We start from the raw sequence: 13762 nt of genomic DNA, 5'->3' as shown, positions 1-13762 counted from the left end.
TCGACATCTCGAAGCGTGAGGGGCGGCCGCCTCTGCTGTCTCGCGAAGAACCGCAGATCAGCAGGTTGGGTGACCTGCGAGGTTAAACAACAAGCTGAGCGGCTGTTGCCGTTCCGATCCTGTGGGGTGGTGGTCGAACGGGAGTCTCGATCGGGTGACTGGGGCTGGTGCCGCACAGAGCAGGGCCTCCTGGCAGCTCGAAGGTTGTCTACGCCAACAGGCTGTCCAGAAGGCCCTGCTGCCCCGCTCCTACGCTCCCGCCGCCGATCGCGACACGTGCTGCGGCGTGTCGTGCAACCCGACGCGGCTCAGGTCCGTGCGCACGTCGGTCGGAGCGCCAAGGAGCTTCGAGTGCTTCGCAGCCTCGACGGAACCGAGATCGTGGACGGTGAGCTCGAAGTCACGATGCGCCTTGGCGTCCAGGGCCAGCGGCAGGTGGATACGCCCGTCCCCGACCATGCGTCGTACCCCACTGCGGCTGAGACCGAGCCCGAGCATGAGCAGTCGTTCGACCCGGACCGGCGCGGGCAGCTCGAAGCTGACCAGGACCTTGAGCGGTGCCCGGTCGTCGAGTGCGTAGAGGGGCGTGCGGGTCTCCACCTCCCACGTACCGGTCCAGTCGAGGCGGTATCCGTTCTTCGCGGCCAGCGACGCACTCATCGTCAGCTCCCGTACCACGGCTGGGTCGTTGTTCTCGTACGCCACCAGGCGAGCGGGCTCCAGCGACGAGACGTGGAGGCGCTCATGGACGGGCACCTTCGAGGTCCGGTCGCACCCTGCACAGCTCAGGAGAAGCCAGACGTCGAGGAGTTTGCCGCTCGCGTTGACACGGATCTTGCCCGAGGGACGGTGCCGGCTGCCGGAGCAGTCCGGGCAGGGGCGTACGACGGTGGGCAGCGCGGACTCACGCACGGCCCACAGGGCCTTGCGGTCGGTATTCATGGATGTGGTTGCTTTCAGGACTGACCAGGAGCTCTCGCAGACGAGGCTGCGGCTCCTGGGATATGACGGATGCACACGAGGGCGCGAGTCATCGCCTCGGGGCCGAGTCGTCAGGCTCCGGGGTCAACCGCGCGACAGGTTGGCTTTGCTACGTGGCAGCCGTTACAGGTCCATGCAGGCGATCATGATCGAGGCCACGGCCCGCGAACAACTCGTTTTCCGCGGGCCGCCCGCCGACAGGCCGCGGCAGCGCCTCGGCCTCGTTACAGACAAGCCTGGATCGCTCGGCCTGCCCCGAACCGGCCTTTGCCGTGCCTGAGGGTTGTCCCGGAGATCAGTGGCTGTTGTCGTTCCGATGTCGAGGGGTGTTGGTCGAACGGGAATCCGAGGGTGCGCGGCCCGTGCCGCGCGCCCGCCGTCGGCTGTGAAAATCGCTGTCCGATCACCGGAGCACGGTGATAGACATCCGGCGTGGAAAAGAATCTTGAGTTCCCTGACCTGCTGCGACTGATCGATGAACGGTCGGCCGCCTTCCGCGCCGTGGTCGCCGCCGCGCCCAGCCTCGATGTGCAGGTGCCGACCTGCCCCGGGTGGACGCTGTTCGATCTGGTGAAGCACCTGGGCGGGGGAGACCGCTTCTGGGCCGCCATCGTCGGCGCGGGGCCCGCCGACGCGCCCCCGGCCGAGGCCGTCGCCGCGCGCGCCGCGCTGGAAGTGCCGCAGGAGCGTGAGGCCCTGTTGGCCTGGCTGGACGAGTCGACGCAGCTGCTGCTGGGCGCCCTGCGCGAGGCAGGACCGGAGAGCGGTTGCTGGACGTGGTGGCCCGCGTCGCAGTCACCGCAGACCGCCGGCGGCACCGCCCGGCACCGGGTCCAGGAGAGCGCGGTGCACACCTACGACGCCCAGCTCGCCGGGGGTACTGCGCAGCCGCTGCCGGTCGAGCTGGCACTGGACGGTGTGGAGGAGTTCCTGTTCACCGTCTGCGCAACGCCGAGTGCCTGGCCGCACAAGCCCACGGCCTTCGACTTCCACGCCGCCGAGGGCCGCTCCTGGCGCCTCACGGTCGACGGCGACGGCGCACGCGTCACCCGCATCCCCGCGCCCACCGCCGCGACCGGCGAGGACTCGGACGCGGCCGGCGCCTCCGTCCACGGCACGGCCAGTGAGCTGGTCCTCTACTTGTACGACCGTATCCCGGCCGCCTCCTTGCACGTTGACGGAGACGCAGGGCTGCTCGACCTGCTCCGCGCCTGGGAGCCGGAGGAGAAGTAGGACGTAGCGGGGGCGGTCGGCCGCGCCTCGAGCCGGTAGGACACGACGCTTCGCCGGGTTCGTCAGGCGCGGCACCGGACTCGAACCCTGCGGGTTGTCCGGCGTTGTCAACCTGAGTGAGCAGGTCAGCGGCCGAATGGTGGATTCCGGCACGTCAGGTACACAGTGAGAGGGGCGCACTCGTCCCAAGCACCGTGGGGTAGCTGTCGATCTGCCAGAACACTGATCGTCCCAGGCGCGTAGGGGCCGGCGGCTGGATGGCCTGGGCCCTTCGGCGCTGCCTTGTCGCGTTGGTTGTCTGGGACGCCCGGGGGTCGCTCCCCGGGGGTGGCACCGGCTCAGCCGGTGTCTTCTCGTTTCGACGCCCCTTGCCCGGGGCCCTTGCGGGCTCCGGGACTTACCGTGGCTCGGCGAGCGTTTTGGGTCTCCCCCCTATCGGAGGCGACCGTCGTGAGCTGCCAGCGCGCCGCGTCGACGATGTTCGCGGTGCTGTTCTCGTGTCGGTGTACGACCGCGCCGCACGAGGGGCAGTGGAACTTGCTGCTTGAGGGGTCGGAGCTTGGGTTTCGCTCCTTGCACCTCGCGCAGGTGCTGTGCACGGGCTCACCGGGGTCGAGGACCAGGAGCTGTGAGCCGTACCGGCCGGTCTTGTATTGGAGCTTCTTGCGCAGGCTGCCCAGGGCGGCGTCCAGGAGATGCCGGTTGAAGCGGGCCTTGGCCTTGACGTTCCCGCCCGGCTTGTCCCGGGTGCCCCTGACCGAGGCGGTGAGGACTGTCAGGGGGAGGTCTTCGATGGCGACGTGCGTGAAGCCGGTGGCGAGCTTCTTGGACAGGCCGTGCAGGAACGAGGCGCGTCGCACGGTGATCTGCTGGTGGACGCGGGCGACTCGGGCGGCGGCCTTTCTCCACCGCGCCGATCCTTGTCGGCAACGGGACATGGCGCGCTGGGCCTTGACGAGCTTGGCCAGGCTGTCGGCGAGCAGGCGGGGGTGTGGCACGAGGTCGGTGGCGGGGTCGGCCGGGTCGAGAGGGCTGGACAGGGCGGCCAGGTAGTGGGAGCCGAGGTCGACACCGACGAGGCCGCCGGCGCGCTGGCGGGCGGTGGGGCGTCCGATCTGCTCGACGCGTCCACCGTTCTCGGCGGCCTGCTCGGCCTGGACACGGCTCGGGTACGGGGTCCGCGTGCCGTCGTCGTGGACGTGTTCCCACAGCACGGGAACGTCCTGCTGCACCTTCGCCAGCACGGAGGCGTACCAGCGGTGGCCGCCGCGGGTGACGGTCACGGACTGGATGACGGCCTGGCCGCGCTCCACGAGCCGGGCCAGGCGCTTGCCGCAGTCGTGGATGCGGATGCTGCCCAGGCCCGGCATCACCAGGCGCCGGTAGCCGTCCAGGCGGATGATCGGCCGCTTCACGTCGTGGAAGAGGGCGAACGACTCTGCGTGGCCCTTCCTCTTGAACCTCGGGTACCCATGGCGCTGGCCGGCGCGGCGGCCGGCGAGCGAGTCCTGCCAGTACCTCCAGGCGACCTGCGCGCGGTCGAAGCCGGCGGTGAAGCAGTACACGTTGACCTCGGTCCACCAGGGGCTGCCGCCTTCCTCCCGGGGCCGGTCCCGCTCCGTGCGCCACAGCGCGCTGGTGTCGGTGGCGGTCGGCGTGCGGAAACCGGCGCTGAACGCCTCGGCCTTGAGCGCGTTCACCGTTGCGCGGGCTTCGGCCAGCAGCTCGCGTCCACGGCTGGCATCGGTGGCGTCCGCGCGGAGGGCGCCCAGCCGGCGGGCGAGGGTCTCCTGACCGGCCGGGGGCTGCATCGCGGGCAGCGGCGGCTTGCCGGTGACGGCGAGTGCGAGGCTCTTGCGGTGGTGGTCCCACACCTTGAGCCGGTCGGTGAGCTCGGCTCCGTCGGCCTTGATCCGCTCCTTCGCCTCGGCTTCGCTCAGCCCCGCCTCCAGGTAGGCGGTGCGGCGCTCCGCCCAGGCCCGGTGGGCCCGGGTCTTCTTGGCCAGCGCGTAGTTGTAGGCCCACCGGCAGGCCCCGGCATAGCGGGACAGGGCGGCGCGTTGGGCCTCGGAAGGGTCCAGGGCGAACCGGTACGCACGCAACACCACTGTTCCGGGCATGAAGGTTTTTCCTCCCCACACGCTTCCGTTGCACCAGGTGATCGAATCGTTCCGTACTGTAGAAGATGAGGAATTGGGCGAGCCAATCAGTGATCCCACAGATGGGCTCTTCCGGCATATGCCGAAATCGGCAGCAGGTACTTCGCGCCGAAGCGTGAGGTTGTTCGCACTTCTCCGGGCCGACCGCGCGATCGAGGTCGTCGGCGTCGACCCCGCCGAACACGAGCGATTCCCAGAACGAGGCGTTGGTCTGCACGACCGGCACCATCACCGCCACCGGCCGACCACGACAGAGACCACCACGGAGTTGATGGCGCGTCACGTCCGGCTGCCGGGCACCCAGGCGTACGCGGTCTCACGCGACCCAGCCCCTCGCCATCGAACACCAAGGTGACGCCCCGCAACCGCTCCCCAAGATCTGTGCCAGAACCCGGCTCTCGTGAACAAAGCCGACCGGGGGTCCGTCTGCGTCGCAGGGGCAGTCAGAGCGCCAGGGCGTTCTTCACCTGGGCGGGCGACGGGTTCGTCATGGCCGTCCGCTCACCGCCCGATCCGAGAACCACCACGGTCGGCACGGTCTCGTTGCCGTCGTTCACCGCCCGCACCGCAGCCGCCGCCTGCGGGTCGCGCCAGATGTCGACCCAGTGCAACCGGCGGGCGTCCCGGCCCAGCCGCAGGCGCAGCCGCAGACAGTACGTGCAGCCCGGCCGCCAGTAGATGACCGGCCGCCCGTCGGCCGCGCTGCGGCGCTGCGCCTCGGCCGCGCTGACGGATGTCGGGAACAGCAGAGGCGAGTTCACGAGCCCGAGCAGGAGGAACACCACCAGGAGCCCGGCGCCCGGTCCGGGGCTGCCCTTCGAGGCGAGGCCGGCCGCGACGACCGAGCCGCACAGCACGAGCAGTATCGGCAGGATCCACGGGCGGCGCGTCATGGGTCCGCAGGCTACCGGCGATTCGAACACATCACGAACGGACCGCAGGAGGGGCCGAGGGATTCGCCGCCGCGGGAGTGGGACGTCGGCGGGGCCGACCTCCTACGCAGGGGCCGCGCTGGTGCGGATGTCGCGTCCCCGGGACCAGAGTTCTTCGATGTGCTCGGCGAAGCGCTCGAACATCCCGCTCTCCGCGCTGCGCCGCAGGTGCATCAGCGGCGAGTCGTGGCCGACGGTGCGGGCGAGGTGGGGTGTGACGAGGGCGCGCTCGTCGAAGCGGAAGACGGAGAGGCTGACGTGGTTCGGGCCGTCCTCCGGGGCGCTGAAGCGGGCCTCGACGCCCGCGGTGTCGGTGAGTTCGGCGAGGTTCTCCAGGCTGACCCGGATCCGGGTGGACACGGTGAGGGCCACGTCCTCGACCTGCTCGCGCCGACGCGTCGTGTCGGAGCCGGGATCGCCGAGGAGGAAGCGGATACGGCAGCCGCCCTCGGATGGTGGCGCCCTCCCAGTGCGCCCGCGTCACCGAGGCGTTGGCCAACCGCACCCTGCCCGTCCTCCACCACGGCCAACGCGTCGGCTGAGGCCAGGGCACCCGTACCGGGGCAAGCGGGCCGGGCTGAAGCGCTGGGCAGGGGCTCGATGAGCGGGGGAGGGGGAGGGGGAGACGGTCAGGTGAGGGCGGCGGCCAGGCGTGCGGGCAGGGTGGCGTACGGGCGGCAGTCGAGCACGGGCAGGGCGTGGTCGGCGGCCCGGTCGGCGAGCCAGGCGGAGTAGCGGGCGCTGACGGCGGCGCGCTCGGGCTGCGGGCCGGCGGCGGGCTCGCGGGCGGCGTAGTTGGCGGCGATGCGGGCCGGGTCGCCCTCGTGGAGGAAGACCGCGCGGACCCGCCGGCCCTGCGCGGCGGCTTCGGCGGCGGCGCGGGCGGCGGCGCGCGGGGTGAGGTAGTCGCCCTCGACGATGGCGGGCACGTCGACGGTGAGCCGGTTGCGGACGACGCCGAGCAGCGCGTCGTCCAGGGCGTGGGCGGTGGCGATCTGCAGTTCCAGGACGCGGTCGGCGCTCATGGTGGCGCTCATGGCGGCGTCCGGGGCGCCGAAGTGGTGCAGGCCCGGGTGGGTGGCCGGGGTGGTGGCCGCCTGCAGGGCGGCGACCACGTCGTCGAACTCCACCGTGAACGCCCCGTGCAGGGCGGCGAGACGGGCGGCGGCGCGGCTCTTGCCGAGGCCCGAGGCGCCGCCGATCAGCAGGACGTCCCACGGGCTGTCGTCGGTGTGCATACGGGCACGGTAGGCGCCGGGGCGTGCGCCCGGCCCGGCGGGGGAGCCGTAAACCGTCCGGGGGCGGTAAGCGGTCCGGGGCGCGGGTGGGCTCTGTGGGGTGGGGAGGCGGTCGAGGGTTCGCCTTCCGGCCCGGCCCCCGGCGCCGGCAGCCGGCCCAAGGCCCGGTCCGTGGTCCGCCGCCCGCACCCCGCGGTGCGGGCGGCGGAGAAGCGGGCGAGCGGTCCGGTCAGGTCCGGTCCTGGGTGGCGGCGCGGCGTACCGCCCAGGGCAGGACGAACCACAGGGCGGCGAAGACCAGCGCGATGACCCGCTGATTCGGGCGCTATCCCGGTCCTTCAGGGCCGGGATAGCCCGTACGGCCTGAGGTGCGGAGCGAACCGCCCCTGGGGCCGCGGCATGTCACGCGGGCCGCTGTTGCTGTTCGATGTACTGGTTGATGATCGACAGCGGGGCGCCTCCGCAGGAAGCGGCGAAGTAGGACGGCGACCAGAAGTGCCCGTGCGTGACGGCCCGGTTCACGCGGCCGGTGAAGTCGCGTCGCAGGATGCGGGCGGACACGCCCTTGAGGCTGTTCACCAGGCCGGACACGGACACCTTCGGCGGGTAGTCGATCAGCAGGTGCACGTGGTCCTTCTCGCCGTTGAACTCCTTCAGCTCCGCTTCGAAGTCCAGGCAGACCTTGCGCATGGTTGCTTCGCAGGCCGTCAGCATCTCGTTGTCGAGGACGCCGCGCCGGTACTTCGTCACGAAGACCAAATGCACGTGCATCGCGGAAACCACGCTCCGACCGCGTCGATACTCCGTCAGTTCACCCATAGGCCAAACGATACGATCTCTCGTATGCGGTTCCGCTACAACTACCGGGTGTACCCGGACGCCTCCCAGCGCCGTGCGCTGGCCCAGGCGTTCGGGTGCGCCCGCGTGGTCTTCAAGGAACCCACCGAGACGGTCAGCCGACCGTGGTAGGAACCCCGGTCCTTTAGGGCCGGGAGGACGTCAAGATCCGCTCCTTGCCGGGGTGGCGGTACAGGCCGCGGTGCAGGGCGACGGGGGTGGCGAGGACGGCCGCGGCGACGACGGCCAGCAGCAGGGTGGCGATGTAGATGTCCTGCTGGGCGTCGGTGAGTTCGGCGAAGCGGCGGGTGAAGGCGACGCCGAGGAGGAAGGCGAACACGATCTGCACGCCGGTCTGCAGCACCCGCAGCTCCTGCAGCAGTTCCACCAGGCGCCGGTCGGCCCGCACGGCGGGGTTCTCCCAGCCGGGCGGGGGCGCGGGGGAGGGTGGCGGGGAGTGCGGGGGAGGTGCGCTGGTCATGGGTCACATTGTGATGGCCCGGCGGCCCGGCGGCGGGGGCTTGGCCCGGGCCCCAGGCCGTCACCGCTCGGAGCGCTCGGCGCGGCCGGGGTGGTCGGCGCGCTCGGGCCCGGTGCCGTCCAGGCGGCCCTGCCAGGCGGCGAGCAGGGTCTGCAGGGCGGCGGCCTCCTCGGGGGCGAGGTGGGCGAGCAGGCGGTGCTCGTTGCGCATGTGGGCGGTGAACGCCTCGTCGATCAGGCGCTGCCCGGCGTCGGTGAGGGCGACCACGCGCCCGCGCCGGTCGTCCTCGGCGGGGCGGCGGGTGACCAGTCCGGCGCGTTCCAGGCGGTCGATCCGCTTGGTCATCGCGCCGGTGGTGACCATGGTGTGCGCGGCCAGCTCGCCCGGGGCCCGCTCGTACGGGGCACCGGCGCGGCGCAGGGCGGCGAGCACGTCGAACTCGCCCTCGCCGAGGCCGTAGCGCTGGTAGACGAGGGTGAGTTCGGCGGTCAGGCGGGCGGCGAGGCGGTGCAGGCGGCCGATGACGGCCTGCGGGGAGACATCGAGGTCGGGGCGCTCGCGCCGCCACTCGGCCTGGATCTGCGCGACGTGGTCGGCGGGCTGGTCCGGGTGCGGCTCGGCGTGCTGGTCCGGGTGCCGGTCCGGGTGCTGTTCGGCGTGCTCCATACGGCCATCCTACCCAGGTAGCTTCCCGGGAAGCTATATTGTCTTCCATGGAAGCCAATGCGCGCTGGGTCCTGCCGACCGCCCTCGCCCCGCTCGCCTGGGGCGCCAACTACTACGTCACCCACGCCTACCTGCCCGCCGACCGCCCCCTGTGGGGCGCCGCCCTGCGCGCCCTGCCCGCCGGACTGCTCCTGCTCGCCCTGGCCCGCCGCCGCCCACACGGCGCGTGGTGGTGGCGCAGCGCCCTGCTCGGCCTGCTCAACACCGCCGTCTTCTTCGTCCTGCTCTACCTCGCCTCCCAACTGCTGCCCACCAGCGCCGCCGCCACCGTCATGGCCGCCTCCCCGCTCGCGATGCTGCTCACCGCCTGGACCCTGGCCGGCCAGCGCCCGCACCGCGCCCACCTGGCAGGCGCGGTGGTCGGCCTGGCCGGGGTCGCGCTGACCCTGCTCGGCACCGGGGAGGGCATCGACTGGACGGGCCTGGCGGCCTCGGCGGCGGCGATGCTGGTCTCCTCCGTCGGCTACGTGCTCGCCGCCCGCTGGCGCGAGGGCGCCGACCCGCTGGCCGCCACCTCCTGGCAACTGACCGCCGGCGGCCTGATGCTGCTGCCCCTGGCCGTCGCCGCCGAAGGCGCGCCCCCGCCGATGGACACCCCCACCCTGCTCGCCTTCGGCTACGTCACCCTGATCGCCACCGCCCTCGCCTTCACCTGCTGGTTCGCCGGGCTGCGCCACCTGCCCGCCGGGACGGTGGGCCTGCTCGGGCTGCTCAACCCGCTGGCCGGCGTGCTGCTGGGCACCGTGCTGGACGGCGATGCGTTCGGGGTGCGGCAGGGGGTGGGGCTGGCCCTGGTGGCGGCCGGGATCCTCCTCGGCCGGCCACGCGGCCGGGCCGCCGGACCCGAGCCCGCCGAAGCCGGCGCCTCCGGACCCGGTGCCGCCGAGCCCGCCGTTGCCGGGCGGCCTTGCGCGGACGTCTGCTTGCCCGCCGACCGCGTCACATGATCGGATGGCGCCGGCATCGCGTGCCGGTGGCGGACTGCGTCAGGCATGGAGGTGCACGACCGAAGGGACCGCCCCCGTGGCCTCCCCATCCCCCTCCTCCGACAACGGCCGTACGGCCGCCCTCAGCCTTCAACTCTCGCGCGCGCACCAGGACTTGCGCCGCCGTCTCACCGACGTCCGCACGAACCTCGGCCGACGGCGCCCGCACGACGACACGCTCCTCACCCACTGCCTGGCCTTCTGCACCGCCCTGGCCAACCACCACCAGGGCGAGGACGGCGGGCTGTTCGCCCAACTCCTGCGCGAACGGCCCGACTTGGCTCCGACCATCGCCAAACTCGTCGAGGACCACGGATACATCTCCGCCATCCTCACCCGGGTCCGCGAACTCGCCGAACTCGCCGCCCCCGCCGAAAACACCGAGCCCGCCGCCCCCGCCGAAAGCTCCGAAAGCGCCGGACCCGCCGGACAGGCCGACCCGGAGGCGATCGGCCGCGAACTCGACGGCCTGGCCGCCATCATGGACTCCCACTTCGCGTACGAGGAGCGGGCCATCGGCGCCGCCCTGGACGCCGGGGTGAGCGACGACGGCTGGTCCGAGCCGGTCCTGCGCTTCGCGGCCCTTGAGACCGGCCCGCAGGTCGTCCAGGAACCCGGGCACGCCCACCTGCTCCGCGACGTCTGCGACCGTGAGGCCATCCACGCCGGCGGTGCGCGCACCCTGGTTTCCCGCGACCCGGTCGAACGCCACGCTCAGCGTCGCCGGGTCACACACGAAGTTGAACAAGTCATCGAACCGGCGGCCGGGATCGGCCACCGCCCAACGGTGAAGCTTGGCCTGCATCTCCGATACCCTCGCTCCCGGCCCGGCCGGACCAGAACGAGGAGCACCGCCATTCGGCGACGCGTCTTCCGGCATTGCAGCGTCCTTCCCTTCTCGAAACCGCTGCCGCCCTTCCCCATGCGGCCGGCTTTCCCGACCTCGGAGTACTACGGCGGCTCCGCCCCGTCCCGGACCGATCGGCGGTCGACGCGCCCAGCCCCACCCTCGCCGCTGGAAGCGACGCGGAGGGCAAGACCCGGGACAGTTCCCGTGTTCACTGTGGTTCGCTCGACGAAGTAGGAGCCCGACTATGCCCCTGCGGCATCGCCACGAGTACGCCGCAGACCTTCCTCGTGGCCTCCCTGGCAGCTCATGCCCACCACCTCGGGAGTTCCCCGCCGCCCATGGCGACGGGTGCGCGCCGCCCCCAGCCCAGATCCACCAGGTTCGAGCTGGTGCCGCATCAAGGGGGTGTCACACGCCGGTTCCTCACGTACTCCTCTCCGTCCCGCTCGCCGGACCCGAACCATCTGGCAGTACTGGCCCGTCCCGGCTTTGTCAGGGCTGCTCCCACCCTCCCTGGCGTCACCCGGATCAGGCTGCCCCCAGCTCCACCGCCCTGCTGCGACAGGATCAGCGGCGAAGGTCTCTCACCTCCACTCGAACCACAGCGCCTCACGGCGCACCCATGATCTTCGGCACTCGGCGGCGACGCTCCTCCTGGAGCAGGGTGTCGAGCTCGTCGTCATCAAGGAACTCCTCGGCCACGCCCACATCGGCGTCACCGCCACCGTGTACGCCCACGTCCGACTCCGCCTCCAGCGCCAAGCCATCGACACCCTCAGCAACGCCCTCCGAGCCCCTGGAGACGACGGCACCGCCGAACCCGACGACAGTGGCAATCCGCCACTTTGTGCAGCACCCGTCCGCTGACGTTGCCGTCAACCGTTGCCGTCAAGACGCCAAGAAGCCCCGCCGGAATTCGTTCTGGCGGGGCTTCTTGGTTAGCTACTCACGGAAGTGAAGGAAATACTTCTTCCCACGCTTTCAATCGCCCATCGAACTCTCTGGGCACCAGTCTCGCGAGACTCAGAGCAGGCGAAACGAGATTCTTGACAGCCCGCAGAAGTCGAATCTGAGCAATGTCGAGAGCACGCCAATCTACCGATAGATCCCGAGCCTCTTCGACCGACATCGGAAGCTCTTGAAATAGAAGGTCGATTAGATGGCCCGGATCCAAGATGTCAACGTCAGCATTCGGCGGAACCCGCTGCAGGAGGGCCACAGAGAGATTCAGGCGGCGAATCACGCTCTCACGCTGATCGATAGAGCCCGAGGCCACCGCAGCTTCGAGAGCGTACGAGAGCGCCAACGAACAGGTAGCCCAGGACTCCGCAGGCAAGGAGCCGCACTCGTCAGTCAGGCGCATCGTCATCAGCTCAACGATGCCAAGCCACTGACCGCGCCCCAGCTCAGGGACCGTCGGAGCGTGTGTGGCCAAGACCTCAGAGAGCGACCGCAGGTCGAGCGACGCCAGATTATCGAATCTGCTCATCAGAAATGAACTCCCGCCGCAGCAAATGCATCCCTACCGATTTGCAGACTCTCACTCGATGGCAAGAAGTGACCACTGTGGTTGTTGATATCCAACCCAAAGAACCCGTCTCCCGATGATCCAGCAATATCCGCCTCACCGGCCGCGCGGACCGGGGCCCCTCGGGTGAGAACCGAGTGTGAAATCTCTTGACCATTGACGAACTTCGGCATGACCACGAGGCTTCCGTCCTCCCGAACCGCCCATTTAACCGTCCCGGAACTGACTGCGGAATCAAAGCCAGCGGATCCAGCACCAGAAGGCGTAACGCCTAGCCTGTCCGCTAGGGCGAGCTCCCTGTCAAGAGTTCCTGGCATTGTATTGGGGAACAGGCCACAACCCGGACCGGTGTTATGCACGGGCACCGGCGTATTTCCGGCGAGTACATAGTACGTGTGATAGGCGACCCCTTCCTGACTGCGTTTTCGCAGGTCAGCGGCAACCTACCGATCCACTGAGGTCCGTGGAAGTGCGCTGCTGTCCGGGCTCGTTGCCGTCAGCGTTGCCGTCAGAGGTCTACACCGTTGGGGTTTGCGGCAGGTGGCAGTGAGGGTGGTGGAGCGGGACAATGCGACAGCCAGGCCACTACCATGCTCACGCCGGAATACACCATCGAGAGGTGTAGAAAACGACCCGCCAGGGAGCCTGGCGGGTCGCCATGCAAGGTCGAAGTTAGGCCATTAGCTCAAGGATTAGATCCAGGTTCGAGTCAATTTCCTGGTCTGCCGTCAGATGGACGTGCGCCCCTGAACTCACACCCGCCTGTGCAAGAGTGAGCAAATGGCGCGCCAAGGAGACTAGGCCAGCGCGATTTGCCCTAAGTACGACTTCGGTCGAAGTTGATGAGAGGGAAATTTCAAAACCATCTTCCCATTCGAACCGCAATCCCCTGCCAGGCTGAATCTCGGGAACGTTGATCACGTGCTCCATTTACACTCCCAATTACTTGCATAGGCTCAAAGGTGATGGCCGCCCGGGACTGTCGGCCCCGGGCGGCCATCTCAGTCCGCTACCGGATTCAACCTAGATAAATGTGTCGATTCTCAACAACCATCATCTTTCCAGGCTTCTTTGGGTTCGGAGCCAATCGCTCGAAGTTCATGTGCGGACCGCCACCATGCTGCCCAGTGATGTCCGACTCTCCCATTCTAGCAACGCGCGTTCCGTCTGCGGAAACGAAGCGACCACTACCCGGAACAGGTTCTGTATACCCGGGCCCGACCCATACTTCTGCCGAATTGAGAGCATCGTCTGTAGGTATGCGCGTCCCATCTGTCGGGTGGCCGTCGCTGTCGAATTTTCCAACTGACGTCCATGGCTCGCATGGCGTCGAGTTATGAACCAAGACTGGCGTGTTGCCTGCGAGTACATAGTACGTGTGCTACGCGACCCCTCTCCACCTGCCTTTTCGCAGGTCAACGGTGGTTTGACGGTCCGTTGGTGTCCGTGGATGTGCGCCGAAGTCCGTGGTTGTTGCCGTCGCTACTGCCGTCAGAGGTGTAGACCAGTTGTGCTGTCATCGGCTGCGCGCGTGATCCTACTGCCACGCTCCGGGCTCGGCACGGACGATGGTGTGGGTGGTCTGCCGATAGGACTGGTGGCCGGTCTGCGCGCAGTGTCCGGCGATCCAGCGCGTCAGGTCATCGGGGGTGTGCAGCTCGCCGGACGCGGCAGCGCAGTCCTGTTCTTCGCCGGTGACGCAGAGCGCCTCGAAGGTCGGCAGCGCCAAGGGGTCCGGGTCGGTGGTCACGTTGTACTCGCGGAACCGGTAGCGGGTGGTCGTCCCCATCAGTGTGGTCCTTTGCCTCTGT

Annotated in this window: 14 protein-coding genes and 3 pseudogenes; 5 read left to right on the top strand and 12 right to left on the bottom strand. The window is 69.6% G+C overall.

Annotated features, from left to right (window positions below; translation table 11 throughout):
• Window positions 1-249 precede the first annotated feature (249 nt).
• Window positions 250-942 carry a DUF1062 domain-containing protein gene (locus AC0B61_RS13280; RefSeq protein ID WP_471740757.1) on the bottom strand — a complete coding sequence of 231 codons (693 nt, stop codon included), beginning with the start codon at window positions 940-942 and terminating at the stop codon, window positions 250-252.
• Between the two features lie 471 nt (window positions 943-1413).
• Here AC0B61_RS13280 and AC0B61_RS13275 point away from each other — a divergent pair, with 471 nt between their 5' ends.
• Window positions 1414-2214 carry a maleylpyruvate isomerase family mycothiol-dependent enzyme gene (locus AC0B61_RS13275; RefSeq protein WP_471740756.1) on the top strand — a complete coding sequence of 267 codons (801 nt, stop codon included), beginning with the start codon at window positions 1414-1416 and terminating at the stop codon, window positions 2212-2214.
• Window positions 2215-2552: 338 nt separating this feature from the next.
• Here the strand turns inward: AC0B61_RS13275 and AC0B61_RS13270 are convergent, their stop codons facing one another.
• The 5 genes and pseudogenes from AC0B61_RS13270 to tnpA all read right to left on the bottom strand — a co-directional run bounded on the left by AC0B61_RS13270 (window position 2553) and on the right by tnpA (window position 7362).
• Window positions 2553-4334 (bottom strand): RNA-guided endonuclease InsQ/TnpB family protein, encoded by a 1782-nt coding sequence (locus tag AC0B61_RS13270; protein WP_471740755.1) that lies wholly within the window; start codon window positions 4332-4334, stop codon window positions 2553-2555.
• 482 nt (window positions 4335-4816) lie between these two features.
• Window positions 4817-5266 carry a glutaredoxin domain-containing protein gene (locus tag AC0B61_RS13265; RefSeq protein WP_471740754.1) on the bottom strand — a complete coding sequence of 150 codons (450 nt, stop codon included), beginning with the start codon at window positions 5264-5266 and terminating at the stop codon, window positions 4817-4819.
• A 102-nt stretch (window positions 5267-5368) separates the two neighbouring features.
• Window positions 5369-5758 (bottom strand): annotated as a pseudogene (locus AC0B61_RS13260) (DUF5919 domain-containing protein); the annotation flags it as partial.
• Window positions 5759-5934: 176 nt separating this feature from the next.
• Window positions 5935-6543, bottom strand: coding sequence for an AAA family ATPase (locus AC0B61_RS13255; protein ID WP_471740753.1), 609 nt, complete (start codon window positions 6541-6543; stop codon window positions 5935-5937).
• Between the two features lie 402 nt (window positions 6544-6945).
• Window positions 6946-7362, bottom strand: a complete 417-nt coding sequence (gene tnpA / locus AC0B61_RS13250) for an IS200/IS605 family transposase (RefSeq protein ID WP_471740752.1) — start codon at window positions 7360-7362, stop codon at window positions 6946-6948.
• A 24-nt stretch (window positions 7363-7386) separates the two neighbouring features.
• Here tnpA and AC0B61_RS13245 point away from each other — a divergent pair.
• Window positions 7387-7482, top strand: a pseudogene (locus AC0B61_RS13245) (helix-turn-helix domain-containing protein); the annotation flags it as partial.
• A gap of 43 nt (window positions 7483-7525) precedes the next feature.
• Here the strand turns inward: AC0B61_RS13245 and AC0B61_RS13240 are convergent.
• Together AC0B61_RS13240 and AC0B61_RS13235 are read right to left on the bottom strand one after the other, a co-directional pair.
• The gene (locus AC0B61_RS13240) at window positions 7526-7861 is read right to left on the bottom strand and encodes a DUF6328 family protein (protein ID WP_471740751.1); all 336 of its coding nucleotides are present in this window, start codon (window positions 7859-7861) and stop codon (window positions 7526-7528) included.
• Window positions 7862-7921: 60 nt separating this feature from the next.
• A complete protein-coding gene (locus AC0B61_RS13235; RefSeq protein WP_471740750.1) occupies window positions 7922-8527 on the bottom strand; it encodes a MarR family winged helix-turn-helix transcriptional regulator in 606 nt (201 codons plus the stop codon).
• 47 nt (window positions 8528-8574) lie between these two features.
• Between AC0B61_RS13235 and AC0B61_RS13230 the strand changes: the two genes are divergently transcribed.
• The 3 genes and pseudogenes from AC0B61_RS13230 to AC0B61_RS13220 all read left to right on the top strand — a co-directional run.
• The gene (locus AC0B61_RS13230; RefSeq protein WP_471740749.1) at window positions 8575-9534 is read left to right on the top strand and encodes a DMT family transporter; all 960 of its coding nucleotides are present in this window, start codon (window positions 8575-8577) and stop codon (window positions 9532-9534) included.
• Between the two features lie 76 nt (window positions 9535-9610).
• Window positions 9611-10657: a hemerythrin domain-containing protein gene (locus AC0B61_RS13225; RefSeq protein WP_471740748.1), complete on the top strand. Its 1047-nt coding sequence runs from the start codon at window positions 9611-9613 to the stop codon at window positions 10655-10657.
• A 381-nt stretch (window positions 10658-11038) separates the two neighbouring features.
• Window positions 11039-11290: pseudogene (locus AC0B61_RS13220) on the top strand (tyrosine-type recombinase/integrase); the annotation flags it as partial.
• Between the two features lie 79 nt (window positions 11291-11369).
• On the opposite strand, the gene AC0B61_RS13215 reads toward AC0B61_RS13220, so the two are convergent.
• The 4 genes from AC0B61_RS13215 to AC0B61_RS13200 all read right to left on the bottom strand — a co-directional run bounded on the left by AC0B61_RS13215 (window position 11370) and on the right by AC0B61_RS13200 (window position 13740).
• Window positions 11370-11912, bottom strand: coding sequence for a hypothetical protein (locus tag AC0B61_RS13215; protein WP_471740747.1), 543 nt, complete (start codon window positions 11910-11912; stop codon window positions 11370-11372).
• Window positions 11912-12124, bottom strand: coding sequence for a hypothetical protein (locus AC0B61_RS13210; protein WP_471740746.1), 213 nt, complete (start codon window positions 12122-12124; stop codon window positions 11912-11914). Before AC0B61_RS13210 ends, AC0B61_RS13215 begins: the two co-directional genes overlap by 1 nt.
• 499 nt (window positions 12125-12623) lie before the next feature.
• Window positions 12624-12881, bottom strand: coding sequence for an Imm32 family immunity protein (locus AC0B61_RS13205; RefSeq protein ID WP_471740745.1), 258 nt, complete (start codon window positions 12879-12881; stop codon window positions 12624-12626).
• Window positions 12882-13488: 607 nt separating this feature from the next.
• Window positions 13489-13740: a DUF7848 domain-containing protein gene (locus AC0B61_RS13200; protein ID WP_471740744.1), complete on the bottom strand. Its 252-nt coding sequence runs from the start codon at window positions 13738-13740 to the stop codon at window positions 13489-13491.
• Window positions 13741-13762: the final 22 nt, after the last annotated feature.

This window comes from Kitasatospora sp. NPDC023385 (assembly GCF_055664045.1).
Note: the sequence above shows the minus strand (reverse complement) of the source record. Positions and strands in the feature narration are given on the sequence as shown.